The sequence below is a fragment of the Paenarthrobacter sp. A20 genome (assembly GCF_024168825.1).
GTDB lineage: Bacteria > Actinomycetota > Actinomycetes > Actinomycetales > Micrococcaceae > Arthrobacter.
Window position 1 is genome coordinate 2,732,990 of record NZ_JALJWH010000001.1, and the last position, 19,983, is coordinate 2,752,972.

General features: G+C 64.3%; 22 protein-coding genes. 18 read left to right on the forward strand and 4 right to left on the reverse strand.

Annotation, left to right across the window (positions count from 1 at the left end; translation table 11 throughout):
* Positions 1-60 precede the first annotated feature (60 nt).
* Positions 61-543 carry a nucleoside deaminase gene (locus J3D46_RS12725; protein WP_231339131.1) on the forward strand — a complete coding sequence of 161 codons (483 nt, stop codon included), beginning with the start codon at positions 61-63 and terminating at the stop codon, positions 541-543.
* 26 nt (positions 544-569) lie between these two features.
* Here J3D46_RS12725 and J3D46_RS12730 read toward each other — a convergent pair whose 3' ends face one another.
* The gene (locus J3D46_RS12730; RefSeq protein WP_253467588.1) at positions 570-1,724 is read right to left on the reverse strand and encodes a pyridoxal phosphate-dependent aminotransferase; all 1,155 of its coding nucleotides are present in this window, start codon (positions 1,722-1,724) and stop codon (positions 570-572) included.
* A 34-nt stretch (positions 1,725-1,758) separates the two neighbouring features.
* Here J3D46_RS12730 and truB point away from each other — a divergent pair, with 34 nt between their 5' ends.
* The 8 genes from truB (at position 1,759) to J3D46_RS12770 (ending at position 9,486) form a co-directional block, all read left to right on the forward strand.
* Entirely contained in the window at positions 1,759-2,706 is a 948-nt protein-coding gene (truB, locus tag J3D46_RS12735; RefSeq protein WP_253467591.1) for a tRNA pseudouridine(55) synthase TruB, read from the forward strand.
* A gap of 2 nt (positions 2,707-2,708) precedes the next feature.
* Positions 2,709-3,062, forward strand: coding sequence for a hypothetical protein (locus J3D46_RS12740; RefSeq protein WP_253467594.1), 354 nt, complete (start codon positions 2,709-2,711; stop codon positions 3,060-3,062).
* A gap of 20 nt (positions 3,063-3,082) precedes the next feature.
* Complete coding sequence (locus tag J3D46_RS12745) at positions 3,083-3,517, forward strand: hypothetical protein (protein ID WP_231339139.1); 435 nt, start codon at positions 3,083-3,085, stop codon at positions 3,515-3,517.
* An 88-nt stretch (positions 3,518-3,605) separates the two neighbouring features.
* On the forward strand, positions 3,606-4,589 hold the full coding sequence (locus tag J3D46_RS12750; RefSeq protein WP_231339141.1) for a bifunctional riboflavin kinase/FAD synthetase: 984 nt from the start codon (positions 3,606-3,608) through the stop codon (positions 4,587-4,589).
* A 160-nt stretch (positions 4,590-4,749) separates the two neighbouring features.
* Positions 4,750-5,019, forward strand: a complete 270-nt coding sequence (gene rpsO, locus J3D46_RS12755) for a 30S ribosomal protein S15 (protein ID WP_104137311.1) — start codon at positions 4,750-4,752, stop codon at positions 5,017-5,019.
* Positions 5,020-5,260: 241 nt separating this feature from the next.
* On the forward strand, positions 5,261-7,513 hold the full coding sequence (locus tag J3D46_RS12760) for a polyribonucleotide nucleotidyltransferase (protein WP_231339142.1): 2,253 nt from the start codon (positions 5,261-5,263) through the stop codon (positions 7,511-7,513).
* A gap of 89 nt (positions 7,514-7,602) precedes the next feature.
* The gene (locus J3D46_RS12765; RefSeq protein ID WP_231339143.1) at positions 7,603-8,946 is read left to right on the forward strand and encodes a pitrilysin family protein; all 1,344 of its coding nucleotides are present in this window, start codon (positions 7,603-7,605) and stop codon (positions 8,944-8,946) included.
* A 78-nt stretch (positions 8,947-9,024) separates the two neighbouring features.
* Complete coding sequence (locus J3D46_RS12770; protein ID WP_253467598.1) at positions 9,025-9,486, forward strand: DUF1579 family protein; 462 nt, start codon at positions 9,025-9,027, stop codon at positions 9,484-9,486.
* A gap of 3 nt (positions 9,487-9,489) precedes the next feature.
* Here the strand turns inward: J3D46_RS12770 and J3D46_RS12775 are convergent, their stop codons facing one another.
* Positions 9,490-9,756 (reverse strand): MoaD/ThiS family protein, encoded by a 267-nt coding sequence (locus tag J3D46_RS12775; protein WP_231339145.1) that lies wholly within the window; start codon positions 9,754-9,756, stop codon positions 9,490-9,492.
* A 4-nt stretch (positions 9,757-9,760) separates the two neighbouring features.
* Entirely contained in the window at positions 9,761-10,900 is a 1,140-nt protein-coding gene (gene moaA / locus J3D46_RS12780; protein WP_231339146.1) for a GTP 3',8-cyclase MoaA, read from the reverse strand.
* Positions 10,901-11,034: 134 nt separating this feature from the next.
* On the opposite strand from moaA, the gene J3D46_RS12785 reads away from it, so the two are divergent.
* The 9 genes from J3D46_RS12785 (at position 11,035) to J3D46_RS12825 (ending at position 18,754) form a co-directional block, all read left to right on the forward strand.
* A complete protein-coding gene (locus tag J3D46_RS12785) occupies positions 11,035-11,802 on the forward strand; it encodes a response regulator transcription factor (RefSeq protein WP_231339147.1) in 768 nt (255 codons plus the stop codon).
* Positions 11,789-13,069, forward strand: coding sequence for a cell wall metabolism sensor histidine kinase WalK (locus J3D46_RS12790; protein ID WP_231339148.1), 1,281 nt, complete (start codon positions 11,789-11,791; stop codon positions 13,067-13,069). The genes J3D46_RS12785 and J3D46_RS12790 overlap by 14 nt, the downstream gene beginning before the upstream one ends.
* 113 nt (positions 13,070-13,182) lie before the next feature.
* Complete coding sequence (locus J3D46_RS12795) at positions 13,183-14,694, forward strand: molybdopterin-dependent oxidoreductase (protein ID WP_253469219.1); 1,512 nt, start codon at positions 13,183-13,185, stop codon at positions 14,692-14,694.
* Positions 14,695-14,752: 58 nt separating this feature from the next.
* Entirely contained in the window at positions 14,753-15,979 is a 1,227-nt protein-coding gene (gene glp / locus J3D46_RS12800; protein ID WP_253467601.1) for a gephyrin-like molybdotransferase Glp, read from the forward strand.
* A complete protein-coding gene (gene moaC, locus J3D46_RS12805) occupies positions 15,967-16,506 on the forward strand; it encodes a cyclic pyranopterin monophosphate synthase MoaC (RefSeq protein ID WP_253467604.1) in 540 nt (179 codons plus the stop codon). Before glp ends, moaC begins: the two co-directional genes overlap by 13 nt.
* Positions 16,503-17,006: a MogA/MoaB family molybdenum cofactor biosynthesis protein gene (locus J3D46_RS12810; protein ID WP_253467607.1), complete on the forward strand. Its 504-nt coding sequence runs from the start codon at positions 16,503-16,505 to the stop codon at positions 17,004-17,006. Before moaC ends, J3D46_RS12810 begins: the two co-directional genes overlap by 4 nt.
* A complete protein-coding gene (locus J3D46_RS12815) occupies positions 16,996-17,451 on the forward strand; it encodes a molybdenum cofactor biosynthesis protein MoaE (protein WP_159707334.1) in 456 nt (151 codons plus the stop codon). The genes J3D46_RS12810 and J3D46_RS12815 overlap by 11 nt, the downstream gene beginning before the upstream one ends.
* 51 nt (positions 17,452-17,502) lie before the next feature.
* Complete coding sequence (dapB, locus tag J3D46_RS12820) at positions 17,503-18,261, forward strand: 4-hydroxy-tetrahydrodipicolinate reductase (RefSeq protein ID WP_253467610.1); 759 nt, start codon at positions 17,503-17,505, stop codon at positions 18,259-18,261.
* Positions 18,262-18,265: 4 nt separating this feature from the next.
* Positions 18,266-18,754 carry a hypothetical protein gene (locus J3D46_RS12825; RefSeq protein WP_231339153.1) on the forward strand — a complete coding sequence of 163 codons (489 nt, stop codon included), beginning with the start codon at positions 18,266-18,268 and terminating at the stop codon, positions 18,752-18,754.
* On the opposite strand, the gene J3D46_RS12830 is transcribed toward J3D46_RS12825, so the two are convergent.
* Positions 18,730-19,965 carry a heparan-alpha-glucosaminide N-acetyltransferase domain-containing protein gene (locus tag J3D46_RS12830; protein ID WP_253467613.1) on the reverse strand — a complete coding sequence of 412 codons (1,236 nt, stop codon included), beginning with the start codon at positions 19,963-19,965 and terminating at the stop codon, positions 18,730-18,732. The two genes, J3D46_RS12825 and J3D46_RS12830, sit on opposite strands and share 25 nt — an antisense overlap.
* Between the last annotated feature and the right edge of the window lie 18 nt (positions 19,966-19,983).

The following is a 19,983-nucleotide window of genomic DNA, read 5'->3' on the forward strand; positions in this document are numbered from 1 at the left end:
ATGCCCCTAAGACTGCGTTTTAGGGGCATGAGCTGTACTCAAACTCGTTAGGATCAGAGCATGTCGGCGCACAGTGCTCAGCAGCGTGATGAATACCTGAACCGGGCTATCCGCCTGGCGGTGCAGAACGTTTCCGACGGCGGCGGTCCTTTCGGCGCCGTCGTGGTCACCCCGGACGGAACTGTCCATGAGGGAGTGAACCGGGTGACACGTGACCACGACCCCACCGCCCATGCCGAAGTGGTGGCGATTCGTCGGGCAGCGGCCGCAATGCAGAAGTTCGACCTCAGCGGTGCCGTGCTCTATGCCAGTTGCGAGCCCTGCCCACTGTGTTTGTCGGCTACCCTGTGGGCCAGGATCGGTCACGTCTACTTCGCAGCGGACAGGCATGGTGCTGCCCGGGCGGGCTTTGATGACGCCGTGTTCTACGAATACTTCGCCGGTACCAGGCCTGAGCTGCTTCCGGTAGAGCAGGCGGAGGTGGCCGCATCCGGTGACCCGTTCGAAGCCTGGCTGAACCACTCCCGCCGGACCGCCTACTAGTCCGAATGACCAGTACCGCCGCGGTGCTAAACGGTCGCTGGCAGGCGCCTGACGCCGTCGAGCAGGTCTTGCTGCCCACCGCAAAGGGCGATCCTGATCCAACCCTCGCCGATGGACCCGAACGCAGTTCCCGGCGCGAACGACACCCCGGAATCCGCCAGGAATTTGCGCACCCAGGTGCGGACATCCCCATCGCTGACGTGCGACACATCGGCCCACAAATAGAACGCTCCTTGTGCACCCAGATAGCGGATACCCTTCTCCGACAGCACGGCCGAAGCCGCGTCCCGGTTGCTGCGGTAGTGTTCGCGCGCGTTGGAAACGTAGTCCTGGGGTCCGGTCAGCGCAGCCAGCGCAGCGTACTGCGACGGTGAGGCGACGCAGGAAACGATCGCCTCCATGACATTGTTCATCTTTTGTTCCAGGCCCGGCGGGCAAACCAATGCCCCGATACGCAGGCCCGTGAGCCCATACGTTTTGGACAAGGTCATGGACGTGAACACGCGGGCTTCGCCGGGAACATCGCTGTCGAAGCGGGCCGGACTGATATGCGGGACGTCGAAGGTGAAGGCTTCGTAGCACTCGTCCGAAATGATCCAAAGATCATGCCGCACAGCCAGGTCCACCAGTTGGCGGGTGGCATCTTCGCTGATGACTGCCCCCAAGGGGTTGGAGGGCGAGTTCAGCATCAAGACCTTGGTCCGGGGCGTGATGAGTGCCTCGATGTCCTCGATATGCGGCTGGAAGTCGTTTTGAGGGTACAGCGGATACCGCACAGGTACCGCGTGGAGGAGGCGGCTCGTCATGGCAAAGGTGGGGTAGCCGGGGTTGGGAATGAGGATCTCATCTCCGGGGGAGAGCAGGAGGCTCATGGCGAAGTGCAGGCCTTGCTGGGCTCCGTCCACCACATAGACGCGCTCCGCCCCGATCTGAACACGTTGCTGTTCGCGGAAACGGGCTGCGAAGGCTTCACGGAGCGCCGGAATCCCGGCGTTCGGTGTGTAGTTGGTCTCATCACGGTCAAGGCAGGCAATGCCGGCGTCCAGGACATGGCGGGGGAGGGCAAACCCCGGTTCCCCGATGCTGAGGACGATCGCGCCGGGCGTCGCCCAGGCGGCCTCGGTGATCTCACGGATCTGGTTCACTGGGACGTCGCGCACGTGCGGGGCAAGCTCAGGCATGGGAGCCATCCTAGCCACCCATATACTGGTAAGCGTGCTTTCTGGACTGGTAATCGTTGACAAACCGCAGGGATGGACCAGCCATGATGTGGTTGGCCGGATGCGGCGGCTGGCTGGTACCCGGAAAGTGGGGCACGCGGGGACCCTGGATCCCATGGCCACAGGTGTCCTGGTGCTCGGCATTAATAAGGCGACCCGCCTGCTGACCTACATCGTGGGCACGTCCAAGACGTACACCGCCACCATCAGGCTCGGTGAAACCACTATCACCGACGACGCCGAAGGCGACGTTACGGAGGCCCGCAGCGCTGCGGATGTCACAGACGACGCCATCGCGGCCGGTGTTGCCGCGCTCACAGGCCCCATCCAACAGGTGCCCAGCAGCGTCAGCGCCATCAAAGTCAACGGTGAACGCTCCTACGCCCGTGTCCGCTCGGGCGAAGAGGTCAAGCTCGCCGCCCGCCCGGTCACCATTCACCGCTTCGTGGTCCACTCCATCACCAGGGTCGACGGCGGCAGGGTAGTTGACGTCGACGTCACCGTGGAATGCTCTTCGGGAACGTACATCAGGGCCCTGGCCCGGGACCTCGGCAAGGACTTGGCTGTCGGCGGACACCTCACGGCACTTCGAAGGACCCACGTGGGTCCCTACTCCTTGGAGCAGGCCCGCACCCTTGAGGAGTTGGCGGAGGATCTCGAGGTCCTGGAAATGTCACTCGCCGCCCGCGCCCTCATGCCCAACCGGGAACTGAGCGAGGAAGAAACCACGGAGATCTCCTTCGGCCGCCGCATCGCCGCCGGCCCGGGAGCAGGGACCCCCGACGCTGCCACGGCCGAGAATCCCGCTGCAGCGTTCGCGCCGTCCGGGGAACTGGTAGCACTGCTGGCTGACACTGGGAGCTTCGCCAAGCCGGTGCTGGTCTTTGCGCCGGGAACTGGGCCGGGTTCCAGTACCGGCGAGGGAACCGGGCAGGCGAACTAGGCATGGACGGATATTTTTACGCCCTCCTGATCATCGGATTGGTGTCCACCATCATGTGCGTCGTGGCCGGCCTCATGAAGAAAGCGCCCAACGACCCCACCATCTTTTCCGTGCTTGCCGTTGAACTGGTCCTGCTGGTGTATTTGGTGGGTTCGATCGTCCGCGTTGCCATGGGCGAACAAATCGCCGGGGAAACATGGGAGTTTTGGGGCTACTTGGTCACGGCGCTGATGATCCCGTTGGGAGCTGTCTATTGGGCCATCCTCGAACGAACCCGCTGGAGCAACTTCGTCCTGGCGGCAGTGGGCGTCACGGTGATCGTGATGGGCGCCCGCATGAACCAGATCTGGTACTGACCTTGAAGGAAGAACACAACGTGACTGGAACCGAGACAAACTCCGCGAACCGGAAGCCGCAGCTGAAGGACACCAGGAATACTGGTCCCGGCCGTCTCCTGATCGCGGTGTATGCCGTGTTCGCGCTGTCGGCGACGGCACGCGCTGGCTACCAGATCGCTACCAAGTTCGCCGAAGCTCCGCTGGCGCACATCCTGTCGGCGTTCGCCGCCGTCGTGTATATCGTTGCCACCGTTTCGCTGGCCAAGCCGGGCCGCACGTGGTTCAAGGTTTCGGTCGCCGCCGTCCTCACCGAGCTCATTGGCGTCCTGGTGGTCGGGGCCATCAGCCTCTTCGACCCCGTCGCGTTCCCGCACGACACTGTATGGTCGCTGTTCGGCCGGGGCTATGGCTTCGTGCCGCTGATCCTTCCGGTCCTTGGCCTTCTGTGGCTCAACAAGCGCCGGCCGTCCTGAGCCGGCTGCCCTTCCGGGTAACCTTAGAATGTTCCGGCGCCGGGAGGTTGCCGGGCGGAACGAATATCTGCAGTAAAAGGCGAGGTTGATGGTCCACATCTGGAACGATCCCACCGAAGTCCCCAAGGACTTCGGACCTACTGTCGTTACCCTCGGGAATTTTGACGGCGTCCATCGCGGCCACCAGCATGTCCTGTCGCAACTGACCGATACCGCCAAACGGCACAACATTCCGTCGGTTGCGGTGACGTTCGACCCCCACCCTGCCCAGGTCCACAGGCCGGATGCGGCTCCGGAACTGATCATGGGGCTGCAGGACAAACTTGATGCCCTTGGTGACACCGGCGTTGATGCCGTGCTGGTCATGAAGTACACCCTGGACCTGGCCGCGATGACGCCACTACAGTTCGTCCGCGACGTCCTCCTTGACGGGCTCCACGCGGCACACGTCGTTGTAGGCCATGACCTCCGCTTTGGTGCCGGCAACGTGGGCGACGTCCTCACCATGCAGGAGTTGGGCGAAGCGCTCGGCTTTGGTGTGCAGGTAGTCAACGAATTCGGCGCGGGGGGTTTCCCGGTCCACGACGACGGCGACACAGACCGCCGCTGCTCCTCCACCTGGGTGCGGGAAGCCTTGGCCGAAGGCGACGTCGTGACAGCCGCAGCTGTGCTGGGCCGCCCGCACCGCATGCGTGGTGAAGTGGTGCACGGCGCAGCCCGCGGCCGCGATCTTGGTTTCCCCACAGCAAACCTTGCCCCGGATTCCACTGGCTATGTTCCCGCGGACGGCATCTACGCAGGATGGTTGATCGACCAATCCGGCACGCGCTGGCCAGCAGCCATCTCCGTTGGTTCCAACCCCACCTTCGATGGCGTGAGCCGCCAGGTCGAGGCACATGTCATTGACCGCCCGGAGGAGAACGTGGAGGATTTCGATCTCTACGGCCAGACCGTGGCTGTCGAATTCACACAGCGGCTGCGCGGCATGGTGGCCTACCGCGGACCTGAGGCGTTGGTCGAGCAAATGTGCCTGGACGTAGCCCAGGCCCACGAGCTGCTGGCCACGCGCTAGGGCCATTTTCGACAACACTGCTGACCTGCCGGTAAACTGATCACTGGATCCGGCTGCAGTCCGTGGCGGCTGGACCTGTTTTTGTGTGCGGCAACGCATCAAAGGCAACCCGTCAGCGAGGCGCTGCACCGGGAGGCACGGCACAACTCTAGGAGTTCACGTGGCACTTGACGCCGCTGTAAAGCAGTCCATCATCAAGGAATACGCAACCTCTGAAGGCGACACCGGTTCGCCCGAGGTCCAGGTTGCAGTCCTGACCCAGCGGATCAAGGATCTGACTGAGCACATGAAGGAGCACAAGCACGACTTCCACACCCAGCGCGGTCTGCTGGCCATGGTTGGTCGTCGCAAGCGCATGCTTACCTACCTGAAGAACACCGACATCGCCCGCTACCGTGCGCTCATCGAGCGTCTCGGCCTGCGCCGCTAGTCTGCCTTTAGGGGCGGCCCGCTCCTGTCCGGAACGGGCCGCCTTCTTCACCAACAACTAAAAACAGGAATCAACCGCATCGCGCATTCGCGGTCCTCGGTAGTGATTCCCGGGAAGCTCATCTGTGGTGATGACGCCCGTGGATCTCGATCGATGACCGGGTGTCGTACAGGCCAGGAAAAAAGAAGAGGCCTGGGTTGATGCGGCGGACTTCCGCTAACAGAAACGGAGGTGACTCTCTATGGAGGGTCCCGAAATCCAGTTCTCCGAAGCCATTATCGACAACGGTCGTTTCGGCAAGCGCGTCATTCGCTTCGAAACCGGCCGCCTTGCCAAGCAGGCAGCCGGCGCTTCGATGGTCTACATCGACGAAGACACTGCCTTGCTTTCCGCAACCACCGCAGGCAAGCAGCCGCGCGAAGGTTTCGACTTCTTCCCGCTGACGGTTGACGTTGAAGAGCGCATGTACGCTGCCGGCCGCATCCCGGGCTCGTTCTTCCGCCGCGAAGGCCGCCCGTCCACCGAAGCCATCCTGGCGTGCCGCCTCATGGACCGTCCGCTGCGCCCCGCGTTCGTCAAGGGCCTGCGCAACGAGGTCCAGATCGTGGTCACCGTCCTGGCGATCAACCCCGATGAGCTCTACGACGTCGTCGCCATCAACGCGTCCTCGATGTCCACGCAGCTTTCCGGCCTCCCGTTCTCCGGCCCGATCGGTGGCGTCCGCGTCGCCCTCATCGCCGATGAGCATGGTTCGCAGTGGGTTGCTTTCCCCAAGCACTCCCAGCTTGAGAACGCCGTCTTCAACATGGTTGTAGCCGGCCGCATCACGGGTGACGACGTCGCCATCATGATGGTTGAAGCCGAAGCCACGGACAACTCCTGGAACCTCATCAAGGAACAGGGCGCCACGGCTCCCACCGAAGAGGTTGTCTCCGAGGGCCTCGAGGCTGCAAAGCCCTTCATCAAGGCACTCTGTGAAGCACAGGCGGACCTGGCTGCACGCGCTGCCAAGCCCACCGTCGAGTTCCCCGTGTTCCTGGACTACCAGGACGATGTTTACGCCGCTGTTGAAGCCGCTGCTGCCGACAAGCTGGCTGCTGTCTTCCAGATCGCTGACAAGCAGGACCGCGACAACGCCTCTGACGAGCTCAAGGACGAAGTCCTGGGCGCGCTTGCCGGTACCTTCGAAGGCCGCGAGAAGGAACTGTCCGCAGCTTTCCGCTCGGTCACCAAGCAGGTTGTGCGCCAGCGCATCCTCAAGGACCAGATCCGCATCGACGGCCGTGGCCTGACGGACATCCGCCAGCTCACCGCCGAGGTAGAGGTTCTGCCCCGCGTCCACGGTTCGGCCATCTTCGAGCGCGGCGAGACCCAGATCATGGGTGTCACCACGCTGAACATGCTCAAGATGGAGCAGCAGATCGACTCGTTGTCGCCGGTAACGCGCAAGCGCTACATGCACAACTACAACTTCCCGCCGTACTCCACCGGTGAGACCGGCCGCGTCGGTTCCCCGAAGCGCCGCGAAATCGGCCACGGTGCCCTTGCAGAGCGCGCCCTGGTTCCGGTTCTGCCGACGCGTGAAGAGTTCCCGTACGCCATCCGCCAGGTATCCGAGGCCCTCAGCTCCAACGGCTCGACGTCCATGGGCTCGGTCTGTGCTTCGACGCTGTCCATGCTCAACGCCGGTGTGCCGTTGAAGGCAGCAGTTGCCGGTATCGCCATGGGCCTGGTTTCCGACCAGGTTGACGGTCAGACCCGCTACGCAGCGCTGACCGACATCCTCGGCGCCGAAGACGCTTTCGGCGACATGGACTTCAAGGTTGCCGGTACGTCCGAGTTCGTCACGGCCATCCAGCTGGACACCAAGCTCGACGGCATCCCCGCTTCCGTGCTGGCAGCAGCACTGAAGCAGGCCCGCGAAGCCCGCCTCCACATCCTCGAGGTCATCAACGCAGCGATCGACACCCCGGACGAGCTCTCCGAGTTCGCTCCGCGCGTCATCGCCGTCAAGATCCCCGTGGACAAGATCGGCGAGGTCATTGGCCCCAAGGGCAAGATGATCAACCAGATCCAGGAAGACACGGGCGCGGACATCTCCATCGAAGATGACGGCACGGTCTACATTGGCGCTACCAACGGTCCGTCTGCCGATGCAGCACGTTCCGCCATCAACGCCATCGCCAACCCTCAGGTACCGGAAATCGGTGAGCGCTACCTGGGTACGGTCGTCAAGACCACCACCTTCGGCGCCTTCGTCTCCTTGACCCCGGGTAAGGACGGCCTGCTGCACATCTCCGAGCTCCGCAAGCTGGCCAACGGCAAGCGCGTGGACAACGTTGATGATGTTGTCTCCGTGGGCCAGAAGGTCCAGGTAGAGATCACCAAGATCGACGACCGCGGAAAGCTCTCCCTGTCCCCGGTTGTTGCCGAGGAAGAGGGCGCAGCTTCAGAGGACGCACCGGCCGAGGCCGCTGAAGAGTCCGCAGAGTAGTCTGTAAGCAGTACACCCGGCGGGGCCGGTGGGCTTGAAAAAGCTCCACCGGCCCTTCCGGCCTTAACCCGAAAACCTGAAAGGCCTTGATGACTGTCGTACCCTTGCCGTTGGAGCAGACCCTTCCGGGCGGCGAATTGATCCATGGTGCCGAGGGCGGTTCCGTCGTCCGGCGCTCAGTCCTGCCCGGCGGCGTGCGCGTCCTGACCGAGGCAATGCCCGGTCAGCGTTCGGCCACCATCGGTTTTTGGGTGGCAGTGGGTTCGCGCGACGAGGCGGACGGCCAGCACGGTTCCACGCACTTCCTTGAGCACTTGTTGTTCAAAGGCACCAAGAGGCGCACCGCCTTGGAGATCGCATCGGCTTTCGACGAGGTTGGCGGAGAATCGAATGCTGCCACTGCGAAGGAAAGCACCTGCTACTTCGCCAGGGTCCTGGACACGGACTTGCCCATGGCCATCGACGTTATTGCCGACATGATCACGGGCGCGGTCCTCGATCCTGCTGAACTGGAGCAGGAACGCGACGTCATCCTTGAGGAAATCGCGATGGACAGCGATGATCCCACCGACGTTGCGCACGAGAAATTTGTGGAAGCTGTGCTCGGCAGGCATCCGCTGGCCCGCCCCATCGGTGGAACGCCTGACGCCATCAAAGCTGTGGCACGGGACTCGGTCTGGGCGCACTACCAGCGCTACTACCGCCCTGAGGAACTGGTCATCACCGCCGCCGGCGGCCTGGATCACGACGTCGTCTGTGACCTTGTGCTCGATGCCCTGACGGCTGCGGGCTGGCAGCTGGATGCTGATGCGGCCCCCGTTAAACGCCGTGGGACTGAACGGGCTGTCATCACGGGGACATCGGGCCTGCATGTGGTCAAGCGGCCCGTGGAGCAGGCCAACATCATTATGGGTTGCCCCACGATCGTTGCGACGGATGACCGCCGTTTCGTCATGAGCGTGCTCAACGCTGTCCTGGGCGGAGGCATGTCCTCCAGGCTGTTCCAGGAGATCCGCGAGAAGCGTGGCCTGGTGTACTCCACGTACTCCTTCACGGCCGCCTACGCTGATGCCGGATACTTCGGCATGTACGCCGGTTGCACCCCTTCCAAGGTCCGCCAGGTGCTGGAGCTCCTGGGCGTTGAGCTGGAGAAGCTGGCCAAGGATGGCATTACCGAGGAAGAACTCCGCAAGGCAGTGGGACAGCTCAGCGGTGGAATTGTCCTGGCGCTCGAGGACACGGGTTCACGGATGTCACGGCTGGGCCGGGCCGAGCTCGTGTCCGGAGAATTCCAGGACATCGACGAGACCCTTGCCCGGATCCAGGCCGTCACGGTGCAGGAAGTGCAGGACCTGGCCCGAGAGCTCGCAGCGGCGCCCCGCACCATCACCGTCGTCGGTCCGTTCGAGGAAACCGAGACGTTCGGGCTCTAAGTCTCTGGACTCCCGCACTGTCAGCAGGGCAGCATGATCACACGGTGATGATGCTGCCCTGACTACTTTGGAGACGTGATGGATCTGCCCTCAAGCGGCCAAGCTGCGGAGATGCTGCACGGCTTCATCGGTCACTGGCGGGGTATCACGGAGATAGCGGCCTCGCCGTGGGGGATTGCCCGGACAGCCGACGCCGAGGTGGTATTCACCAGGGCCGCCGGAGGGTACGCCGTGGTCCAGAGCTACAGGCACCGCGAAGCTGACGGCGCGCATTTTGAGGGGCACGGCATGTTCACGGTGGACCGGGACCACGGAGACACCCTGTGGTACTACGTGGACAGCATGGGCCGGCCGCCTGCCAGCCCCGTTCGGGGAACGTGGAACGCAGGTACGTTGACCCTGGATCGGCGAACAGCCGACGGTGTTGCCAGGCACACCTTCCGCGTCGAAGATGGCGTCCTGGTGCACACAGCCGACCTCCGGCTCGAAGGGACAGCAGACTTCAGCCCCTTGTTGAAGAGCGTGTTCAGGAAGGCCTGAGCCTCAGCCGCCGGCGAAAGGCGGCAGGACATCGATGATGTCCTGCGCACCGAGCGGAGCCGAACGGTCCCGCACGGCCACCTCATTGCGGAGGAAGCTGCTGCGCGCCACGATGCGGTCCAGCGGTGGTGTTCCTTCCGGAGGCAGCGGACGCTCGACGGCGAGGGCAGCTTCCAGCAGCGCCTCCAGGCTGGATCCTTCCGGGAGGACATGATGTTCTTCTTCCACCCCGGCGGCCGCGCGCGCGGCAGCGAAGTAACGGACAAGCAAGGGTTCAGCCTCCGATTGCGCTCATGCTGCGGTCCGGCTGGACGAAGTCCGCTGCGCCGAGACCAGTGTGGTCCATGCCGTGGGCCTTGGGCTTGACCCACATGGCATCCTGCCACCGCTCCGCAAGCTCATCGTCCGTGGCACCTTCACGAAGCAGGCCCAGGAGGTCGAACTCTTCGCGGGAGAAGAGGCAGCTCATGATCTTGCCCTCGGCAGTGATGCGAGTCCGGCGGCAGTCCGAACAGAACGGCTCGGTGACCGAGGCGATGATGCCAACTGTACCGAGGACCGGGCCCTCGGCTTCACCGGAAGCGGAGTCCCGGCGTCGTACTTCGAAGCGTTCTGCCGGGGCGCCGTCCCGTTCGCGGGGGTCCTGGCCCAACACGAAGTCGCGGGACAGCAGATCGCGGATCTCCGCTGCCGTGATCATGTTGCGCCGGGTCCACCCATGATCGGCGTCCAAAGGCATCTGTTCGATGAAGCGAAGCTCGTAGCCGCGACCCAAGGCCCATGCCAGCAGGTCCGGTGATTCGGCGTCGTTGATCCCGCGCATCAGCACGGCATTTAGTTTGACCGGACCCAGGCCGGCTGCCCAAGCGGCATCGACGCCGGCCAGGACACGATCCAGGAAGGGACGGCGGGTGAGTTTGGTGAAGGTCTCCTCGTGCAGGGAGTCGAGCGAGACGTTGATCCGGGTGAGGCCCGCTGCCTTCAGCGCCGCTGCCTTCTTATCCAGACCCACACCATTGGTGGTCATGGAGATGGGGAGTTCCGGGTGGTCGCTCCGAAGACCGGAAATAATGTCCACCAGGTCAGCACGGACCAAGGGCTCGCCGCCTGTGAGACGGAGTTCCCGCACACCCAGGGCGTTGACGCCGATCCGGACGATACGAATGATTTCGTCCTTGGTCATCACGGCGGTTTTCGAGAGCCATTCCAGTCCCTCGGCCGGCATGCAATAGGTACAGCGCAGATTGCATTTGTCCGTCAGGGACAGGCGCATATCCGTAGCCCGCCTGCCATAGCGGTCCCACAAACCTGCAGGCGTGCCTGTGGGACGCGGCGGCGGGACCGCGACGCCAGTTTCCTTGTTTCCTGCGGCAACGCCCGAAGGGGGCACCGGCATGCCCAGCTGAACACTCATAAATTCAGGCTACGCCACCCTGGCAGGATAAGTGACACCGGTAACAGTCACACAGTTCTTACGGATTCCATACACTTGCGTCCCGGACGCCCGGATCGCGTGCCGGTCACCGTTGGCAAACCTATGCTGAAAGCGTGAGCACATCAACGACACCACCAGCGGAACCAGGAAACCGCCGGATCCTCCTGGTCGAAGACGAGGAGACCATCGCTGCCGTCGTGCGCGACTACCTGCTTCAGGCAGGGTTCCAGGTTGATATGGCAGGGGACGGCTTCACCGCACTCAAGGTCGCTGCATCGCGTCAACCCGACCTGGTGATCCTGGACCGCATGCTGCCCGGACTGGACGGCGTTGAGGTGTGTCGCCGGCTCCGCCAAACCATGAGCGTACCGGTGATCATGGTGACGGCGTTGGGCACCGAAGACGACCGGATCCTCGGTTTGGAGATGGGAGCCGACGACTATGTCACCAAGCCCTTCTCGCCCAGGGAACTCGTTCTCCGGGTGAAGTCGGTGCTGCGGCGGAGCATCAGGGAGTTCACGCCCGAACCACCGGTGGAAGCCGCAGGACTCGCACTCGATCCCGCCTCCCGCACGGTCACACATGGCGGAGTTCCCCTGGCGCTGACGGTTCGCGAATTCGATCTCCTGGCGTTCCTGATGCGCCGGCCCAACCAGGTCTTCAGCCGGGAAGAACTCATCAAGGCCGTATGGGGCTGGGACTTCGGGGATCTGTCCACCGTTACAGTCCACGTGCGTCGCCTCCGGGAGAAGATCGAATCCAATCCCACCAAGCCGGAGCTGCTCAAGACGGTCTGGGGCGTCGGTTACCGGTTCGATTCCTCCGCCGGCGCCCACGAAGAGCAGCCGGATTCGAAGGAGCGTGCCCGTGGAGGGCAGTGAACTGTGGACCATCCTCGCCTGGGTTCTGTTCTGGGCGGTGCTCATCGGCGCCACCACCTTGATGCTCCTGCGATTGCTTCGCCGCGCCTCGGTGCTCGCCCGGATCTGCCTGGTGGTGGTGGCAACTGTTGCGGTGCTCGTGGCGGGCATGGTCAGTGCCTTCAACGCAATGTTTATCTCAGCGAGGGACCTTGAGGTCATGTGGTACATCCTGGCGATGGCCTCCGCTGTAGCCGTTGCGTTGTCACTCATGCTCGGTGCCGGTGTTTCCCGCGACGCGGCCCAACTGGTGGACGCTGCCCGGCGACTCGGTCGCGGTGAAACCTTGGCCAGCACCGCCGGAGAGGGGCGGGGGACGGCTCCGGCCATGTCGTCCGAACTTGCCGAACTGGCACAGGAACTTGAGGCCAGCAGCCGCAGCCTTGCAGAGTCCCGGGAGCGGGAAGCCGCTATCGAAACTGCCCGGCGGGAGCTTGTCTCGTGGATTTCGCATGACCTCCGAACGCCCCTGGCCAGCATGCGCGCCATGACAGAAGCACTTGAGGACGGCATGGCATCGGATGTCCCGGGCTACTACCGGAAAATTATCGGGCAGACCGAGCAGATGACCGCCATGGTCAATGACCTCCTGGAACTATCCAAGATCCAGGCCGGCAGCCTCCGCATGCGCGCCGAACCCCTGGACCTCTATGACCTCGTCAGTGATGCTTTGTCTGACCTGGCGCCGCTGGCCGCCAAACGCGGCATCAGGCTCGACGGCGGCGGAGACCGTGAATGCATGGCCGTCGCTGACGGACCCAGCCTGGCCAGGGCCGTGCGGAACATCCTGTTGAACGCCGTCATCTACAGCCGGCCCGACACCGATGTCCACGTCAGCGTAGGACGGGACGGCAACGTACGGGGCGGCAACGCAGTGATTGCCGTGCAGGACCAGTGCGGTGGCATTCCGGATGAGGACCTCCCGCATTTGTTTGAAACAGGCTGGCAGAAAGACCCCGCCCGCGGTACCGCCGAAGGACTGCAGGGCAGCTACAACGGCGCCGGCATCGGACTGAGCATGGTCGCGGGGATCGTCAAGGCACACGGCGGATCAGTCACCGTGGACAACGTCGACGGCGGCTGCCGCTTTACCCTGTCACTTCCGGCAGGATCACGTCCGGCCGTGTCCCACCCGGCTGTGCCCCTTTCGGCGGAGACCCACCCGCCATCTTCCGTCCCGGCCACATCCGGGACCTCACATGACGAACGCCCAGGAGGCGCATCATGAGCACGCCCAACAGCGTTGACAATCCGGACCCGCGCGTGGTCGCAGCCGAACCTGCCGCGCCGCCGACACCACGAGGCCACCTCCACCCCCGCTTGTGGGCAGCTGCGGCCGGCATGGCTTCGGGAGGTGCGGGGATCGCCGCAGGTGAACTGACCGCCGGCTTCCTGAGCCCCCTGGTTTCCCCGGTCACGGCCCTGGGCGGAGCCGTGATCGATGCAGTGCCTCCGGCTGTGAAGGACCTGGCTGTGCAGCTGTTCGGTACGGCGGACAAGGTCGTGTTGATTGCTTCCATCGGGATCGTCGCAGGGTTGCTGGCAGCGCTCGCGGGAGTCCTGGAGCGTCGCCGCGCTGGCTGGGGCCTGGTACTGGCCGGGTTGGCCGGAGCGGCTGGCCTGACCGCCGTCGTGACGCGTGCACAGGCAAGCCCGCAGGCGGCGCTGGCCCCGATCGTCGCGGCGGTTGTCACGATGCTGCTGTTGCGAACGCTCATACGCCGACTGACGACGTGGGCTCCGTCCACCACAACGCCGGCCGGTCAGGGCCACGATCCTGCGCCCTTGGCCAGACGGAGCTTCATGAACGCGCTCGCCGGAACATCCATCGCCGCGGTCGTGGCGGGGACAGTTACCGCCGTCCTGACCAGGGCGACGGCGGTGGCTTCAGGTTTCCGGGGCTCCATGACACTCCCCGAGCCCGCCACAGCACCACAGGCCATCCCCGCAGGCGCAACCCTCCCTGTGGATGGCATCAGCCCTTTGGTGACCCCGAATGCCGATTTCTACAGGATCGACACGGCCCTGACGGTGCCTGCCATCGATCCGCCTGCCTGGAAGCTGAAGGTCACTGGAATGGTGGAGCGGGAGATCGAACTGGATTTCGCCACGCTGCTTGCCAAACCCATGACCGAGCGTCACATCACCATTGCCTGCGTGTCCAATAACGTCGGTGGCGACCTTATCGGCAATGCCCTCTGGCTGGGGTGGCCCGTCCGCGAACTTCTGGCCATGGCCGGTCCCAAAGCCGGCGCCGACATGGTGCTCTCCACCAGCAACGACGGTTGGACGGCAAGCACGCCCTTGGAGGCCCTCACCGACGAGCGCGACGCACTGTTGGCCGTGGGAATGAACGGTGAGCCCCTCCCGCTCGAACACGGCTTCCCCGTGCGCATGATTGTGCCGGGACTTTATGGCTTTGTCTCGGCCACCAAATGGCTCACGGAACTCAAAGTCACACGTTTCGCAGACGACACCGCCTATTGGACGCCCCGCGGCTGGAGCGATCACGGCCCGATCAAGACGCAGTCCCGCATCGATGTACCCCGCAGCGGCAGGACAGTCCAGGCCGGCCAAGTGCAATTCGGCGGTGTGGCGTGGGCTCAGCACCGGGGCATCAACCGCGTAGAGCTCCGCGTCAACCGCGGACCATGGCAGCAGGCCACCCTCGCCAGCGCTATTTCCACGGATACTTGGTACCAGTGGCAGCTTGGCATCGACCTCACGCCAGGCGATTACGAGATCCAAGTGCGGGCTACCGACTCCACGGGCCAGCCGCAGACCGAAGACAAGGCCGCGGTGGCTCCCGACGGTGCCACGGGCTATCACACCATCAGCGTGAAGGTGGGCTGAGGCCCTAGTCTGGGTACGTCCGGAGATTTCCCGGAAGCCAGCGTATCCACACAGGAGGATGACCGTGCCCAGATCAGTTGCAGACCACCGTCAAGCAGTGGCGGAACTGCTGACCGGCGCGACCAACAACAACGGTCACCGTCGCCTGCCGTTGCTGGAAGCGCTCGGAAAGGCGCTCGCCGTCGATGTCTACGCGCCACTTTCGCTGCCGCCGTTCGCTAATTCCCAGATGGACGGCTTTGCCGTCCGGTCCGCGGACATTCCCGACGACGGTGCGGAGCTTTGGGTGGCTGCGCCCGTTCCGGCAGGTGCCGCGCCGGCACCTCTGAAGGCCGGCTTTGCCGCCCCCATCATGACCGGAGCCATGATCCCTGACGGAGCTGACGCCGTCGTGCCTATCGAAAAGGCGACGCCGAACTCATTTCCTGAGGCAACAGCCAAGGATGCCGTTGTAGACGTCCCTGCCGTCGCTCCCGGTACCTATGTCCGAAACGCTGGCAGTGACATCGAGAAGGGGGCGTTGGCCCTGGCCGCCGGCAGCCTGCTGGGGCCGGCGCAACTTGGCTTGTTGGCCGCTCTGGGCCTGGCGACCGTTGAGGTTCGTGAGTCGTTGCGCGTCCTCCTGGTCACCACTGGAGATGAAGTGGTGGAGCCGGGGGAGGAACTCACCGCCGGCAAAATCTATGATTCCAACGGAACCCTGCTGGAAGCCTCCATGCGGCAGGCGGGCCTGGACGTGGTTCGTGCCGGAATTTCCGACGACGATCCTGCAAGCCTGTTGACTGTCCTTCATCGCTACACCCGGAAGACGGACAGCCCCGTTGACCTCATCGTGACCACCGGGGGAGTGAGCAAAGGTGCCTACGAAGTAGTCCGCCAGGCCATGTCCGGACACGCCGTGGACTTCCTGCCTGTGGCCATGCAGCCAGGCGGGCCGCAGGGTCTGGGGACGTTTAACGACGTTCCATTCCTTGGTTTTCCCGGAAATCCCGTCAGCTGCCTTGTCTCCTTCGAAATGTTCCTCCGACCCGCGCTGTCACAGGTCGTGGGACACCCTGCGCCGCGACTGGTTCGCAAGGCAGTCCTGGCCGAACCGCTGACCTCGCCGGACGGCAAGCACCAGGTGCGTCGCGGCACCGTGGGAGGGGACGGTGTCCTCCGCATGGAAGGGGGCGCTGGGTCCCACCTGGTCCACGCCTTGGCCCGCGCCAATGCCCTGGTCCAGATCCCCATCGGCGTCACGGAACTCGCCGCAGGAGCCGAAGTGGAAGTATGGATGCTGTGAATGAAACTCCCGCGACCACAGAACACGCCGGCGGCCTGACGCACCTCAGGCAAGACGGCACCGCGCAGATGGTGGACGTCTCCGCGAAGGCCGTCACCACGCGTGAAGCCACCGCCACGGCAACCGTCCGCACCACCTCCGAAGTGCTGGTCCTGTTGGGCGCCGGTGAGCTGCCTAAGGGTGATGCGCTCGCCGTGGCACGCGTGGCAGGGATCATGGCGGCAAAGAAGACTCCCGAGCTGATCCCGTTGTGCCATCCTTTGCCGATCTCCAAGGTCACAGTGGATTTCGACCTGGGCGCCGACTCGGTGGAAATCCTGGCCACCGTCAAGACCAGGGGCGTGACCGGCGTCGAAATGGAAGCGTTGACTGCAGCATCGGTCGCGGCCCTGAGCGTTTACGACATGATCAAGGCCGTGGACAAGCATGCCGTGCTGACCGACATCCGCGTGCTCGCCAAGAGCGGCGGCAAAAGTGGCGACTGGGCGCTGACCGGGGAAGCAACCCACGGGGAGTCCGGCGCATGAGCGCTTGCGAGCCGAACGCACACGGGCCGCGGAAGGCCGGCGTCGTCATCGCCTCCACCAGGGCGGCGGCCGGAATCTACGCCGATGAGACAGGCCCCATCATCCTCGATTGGCTCCGTGAGCACGGCTTCGAGACTTTTCCCACCATGGTGGTGCCGGACGGCGAGCCTGTGGGAGCTGCCCTCAGGGCCCTCCTGACGCAAAACCCTGCCGTTGTCATCACGAGCGGCGGTACTGGCCTCAGCCCGGATGACCGGACCCCGGAGATGACGCTTCCGCTCCTGGACCGGGAAATACCCGGAATCATGGAAGGGATCCGGCGCGCGGGCACCGCGAAAACTCCCATGGCCATGCTGAGCCGTGGCCACGCCGGAGCTGCGGGGAAGACGTTCATCATCAACCTGCCGGGGTCTCCCAAGGGCGTCATGGATGGATTGGCTGTCCTGGACCCGGTCATCGGGCACCTGTGCGAACAACTGGAAGGTAGCCATGGGCACTGAAACAGACTTCGAAGTAGTCAGCGCTGTCCTCAGCGCCGAGCCCATTTCCGTCGACCAAGCCATCGCTGCGGTTGAATCGGACACGGCCGGCGCAGTGGTCAGCTTCAGCGGCGTGGTGCGGAACCACGACGCCGGCAAGGCCGTCGACCGGCTCAGCTACAGCGCCCACCCCACAGCGCATCAGGTCATGTCGGACGTCGTTGCGCAATTGGTCGCAGAGCATTCAGGCGAAGCCGACCAGCCCGTCCGCATTTGGGCCGCCCACCGGATCGGCATGTTGGAGATCGGCGACCCCGCGCTGGTTTGCGCGGTAGCAGCAGCCCACCGCGGGCAGGCGTTCGCTGTGTGCTCCGAGCTGGTGGACCGGGTCAAAGCGCAGGTTCCCATCTGGAAGGAACAGTTCTTCACCGACGGCACTGTCGAGTGGGTTGGCGCAGGCGAGTAGGCAGGAGTAACGGTTCCTGCCGGGCTCCGGCCCGGCGGTAGGGTTAATGGCATGACCGAACAACTTGCTGTTGCAGTGCTGGGCGCCCACGGGCGCATGGGAATCGAAGCCGTGAAGGCTGTGGAAGCAGCCGATGACATGAAGCTCGTAGCCGCCCTGGGCCGCGGCGATTCCTTGGAAACACTGCTGACCGCCGGCGCACAGTATGTTGTTGACCTCACCGTCCCGGACACCACCGAGACCAACGTCCGGTTCGCCGTCGAGCACGGGATCCACGCTGTCGTGGGAACCACTGGTTGGAACGCCGACAAGCTGGAATCCCTCCGTTCCCTGTTGGAGCAGAAGCCGGACACTGGGGTACTCATCGCCCCGAACTTCGCCCTTGGGTCCGTACTGGCATCTGCTTTCGCAGCCAAGGCCAGCCAGTACTTCGAATCCGTTGAAATCATCGAGCTGCACCACCCCAACAAGGTGGATGCACCCTCCGGCACAGCAGTACGCACCGCACAGCTGATCGCCACGGCGCGGCAGGAAGCCGGGGTTCCGGCCAGCCCGGATGCCACCGAAACGTCGATGGATGGCGCCAGGGGCTGTGACGTGGATGGTGTCCGGGTCCACAGCGTCCGGCTTCGCGGTTTGGTCGCCCACCAGGAAGTCCTCTTTGGCGGGCCCGGCGAGCAGTTGACGTTGCGCCACGATTCCTTTGACCGTGCCTCTTTCATGCCAGGCGTCCTGCTTGGACTGCGCAAGGTCGCTGCGCACCCCGGCCTCACGGTGGGCCTTGACGGCTACCTGGACCTGGGGCTCTAGGTCCATGGGAAATTTTTGGACGTCGTTGAAGAAGAACCGCACCAAAATCTGGGTCGGCGCCATCACCTTGCTGTTGGTGCTGTACCTGGTGGTCTCCGTGCAGCGTTCGTTCCTCCTGCTCGGCGACCCCAACCTGGTGGCCAAGGGCATTGGGGCGGCCTATCTGGTCCTGCCCGTAGTTGGTGCGTGGGCCCTCATCCGTGAGCTCCTCTTTGGCGCCCGCACGGAGCAGATGGCCAAGGTGCTGGAAGCTGAAGGCGGCTTGCCCGAGGACACTTTGCCGCGTACGCCGGGTGGGCGGATTGTCCGTGCTGCCGCGGATGCCGAGTTTGAGAAGTACCGGGCCGAAGCCGAAGCCGCGCCGGACGATTGGCGCTCCTGGTTCAGGCTGAGCTGCGCCTACGATGCCTCAGGGGACCGTAAGCGCGCCCGGGCGTCAATGCGCGACGCCGTGAAGCTCTTCCGCTCTCAGCCCACCGCAGCGGGCCGGTAGCTGCCCAGCCTCGACGCCGTGTGGGCCGCCCATTCCAGAGGCCCGCGGCGCCGGAGCAAGGCAAAGCACACGCCAATGGCGACGGCGCAGAGCGCTTGGGTCCAATACATGCCTTCGTCGGTCCACCCTGCAGGCAGCGGCTGGTTGGTGAATCCGGACACTACCCACACGTGGGCTGAATAGAGGCTCAGCGTCATGGCACCCGGCCCGCTGAGCACCAAGAGGACGTTGAACTTGATGCGTTCGGCCACGGTGCCGAGCAGCAGGAAGAAACCCACCACAGCGGCCGCCGCGCCACCGCTGTGCAGCAGGTCCAGGGTGGTCCCTGCATGCGGGGACGCGGTGGCCAACCACCACCAGGAGCCTGTCTGCTCCAGCCCGGTCAGGTTGACCTGAAGCATGCTCTCCAGCGGGTAGCCCCTGGTTCCGGGGAGCGCCTCCAGCGCGGCCCGGCCGCCCCAAGCCTCCATGGCAAGGAATCCGACGAGCTTCGCGGCGGTGGCCACGACGATTCCGGTGGTCAACAACCGCAACTGGACCTTCGCGGTTGTCAGCGCCAAACGGCCGATCACCAGTCCGATCAGGAGATACGAGATCCACTGGAACACCGGGTAGTAGCCCGTGAAGAACAGGTCGGCGAGAAGGCGCCCGGGCGTCCCCAGGTCCTCGCTGTTCGGGTTGTGGCCCAGCTGCAGCGGAGGGGTGGCGTCCAACATAAGGGGTCGGACCAGGTACGCCAGCACAGGGGAGACGAGGATCCACCCCAGCGCCCAGAAACACAGTGCCCTTAGCCGCAGGCCAAGGAACGGAAGAATACACAGGAAAAGTATGGCGTAGTGCACCAGGATGACGGCGATGTTGACGTCCAGGCCTCCCAAGGTGAGGCCGACGACGGCAATCACCAGGGCGCGCATGGCGACGCCACCCCTGGCGGCCCACAGTTCGCTGCCTTTCCGTGGCTCCTGCTTACCGGTACTCAGTGCCAGGCCGATGCCGGCAAGGACGGCAAACAGTGCTGCAGACCGCCCCGAAAACACCAATCCCACGATCGTCGGCTCCCACAGCGGGGAGGGCCCGAACGTTGGTACCAGGTGCGTGGACATCATGCCAAGCAACGCTGCACCCCGGGCGGCGTCTATCCCCGTGAGCCGGGAGGAGATCGTGCCGCCACCGCCTGCTTTCCGCGGAGGCGCCGTCTCTTGCGAAGTCATGCTGCGATGGTCTCATAG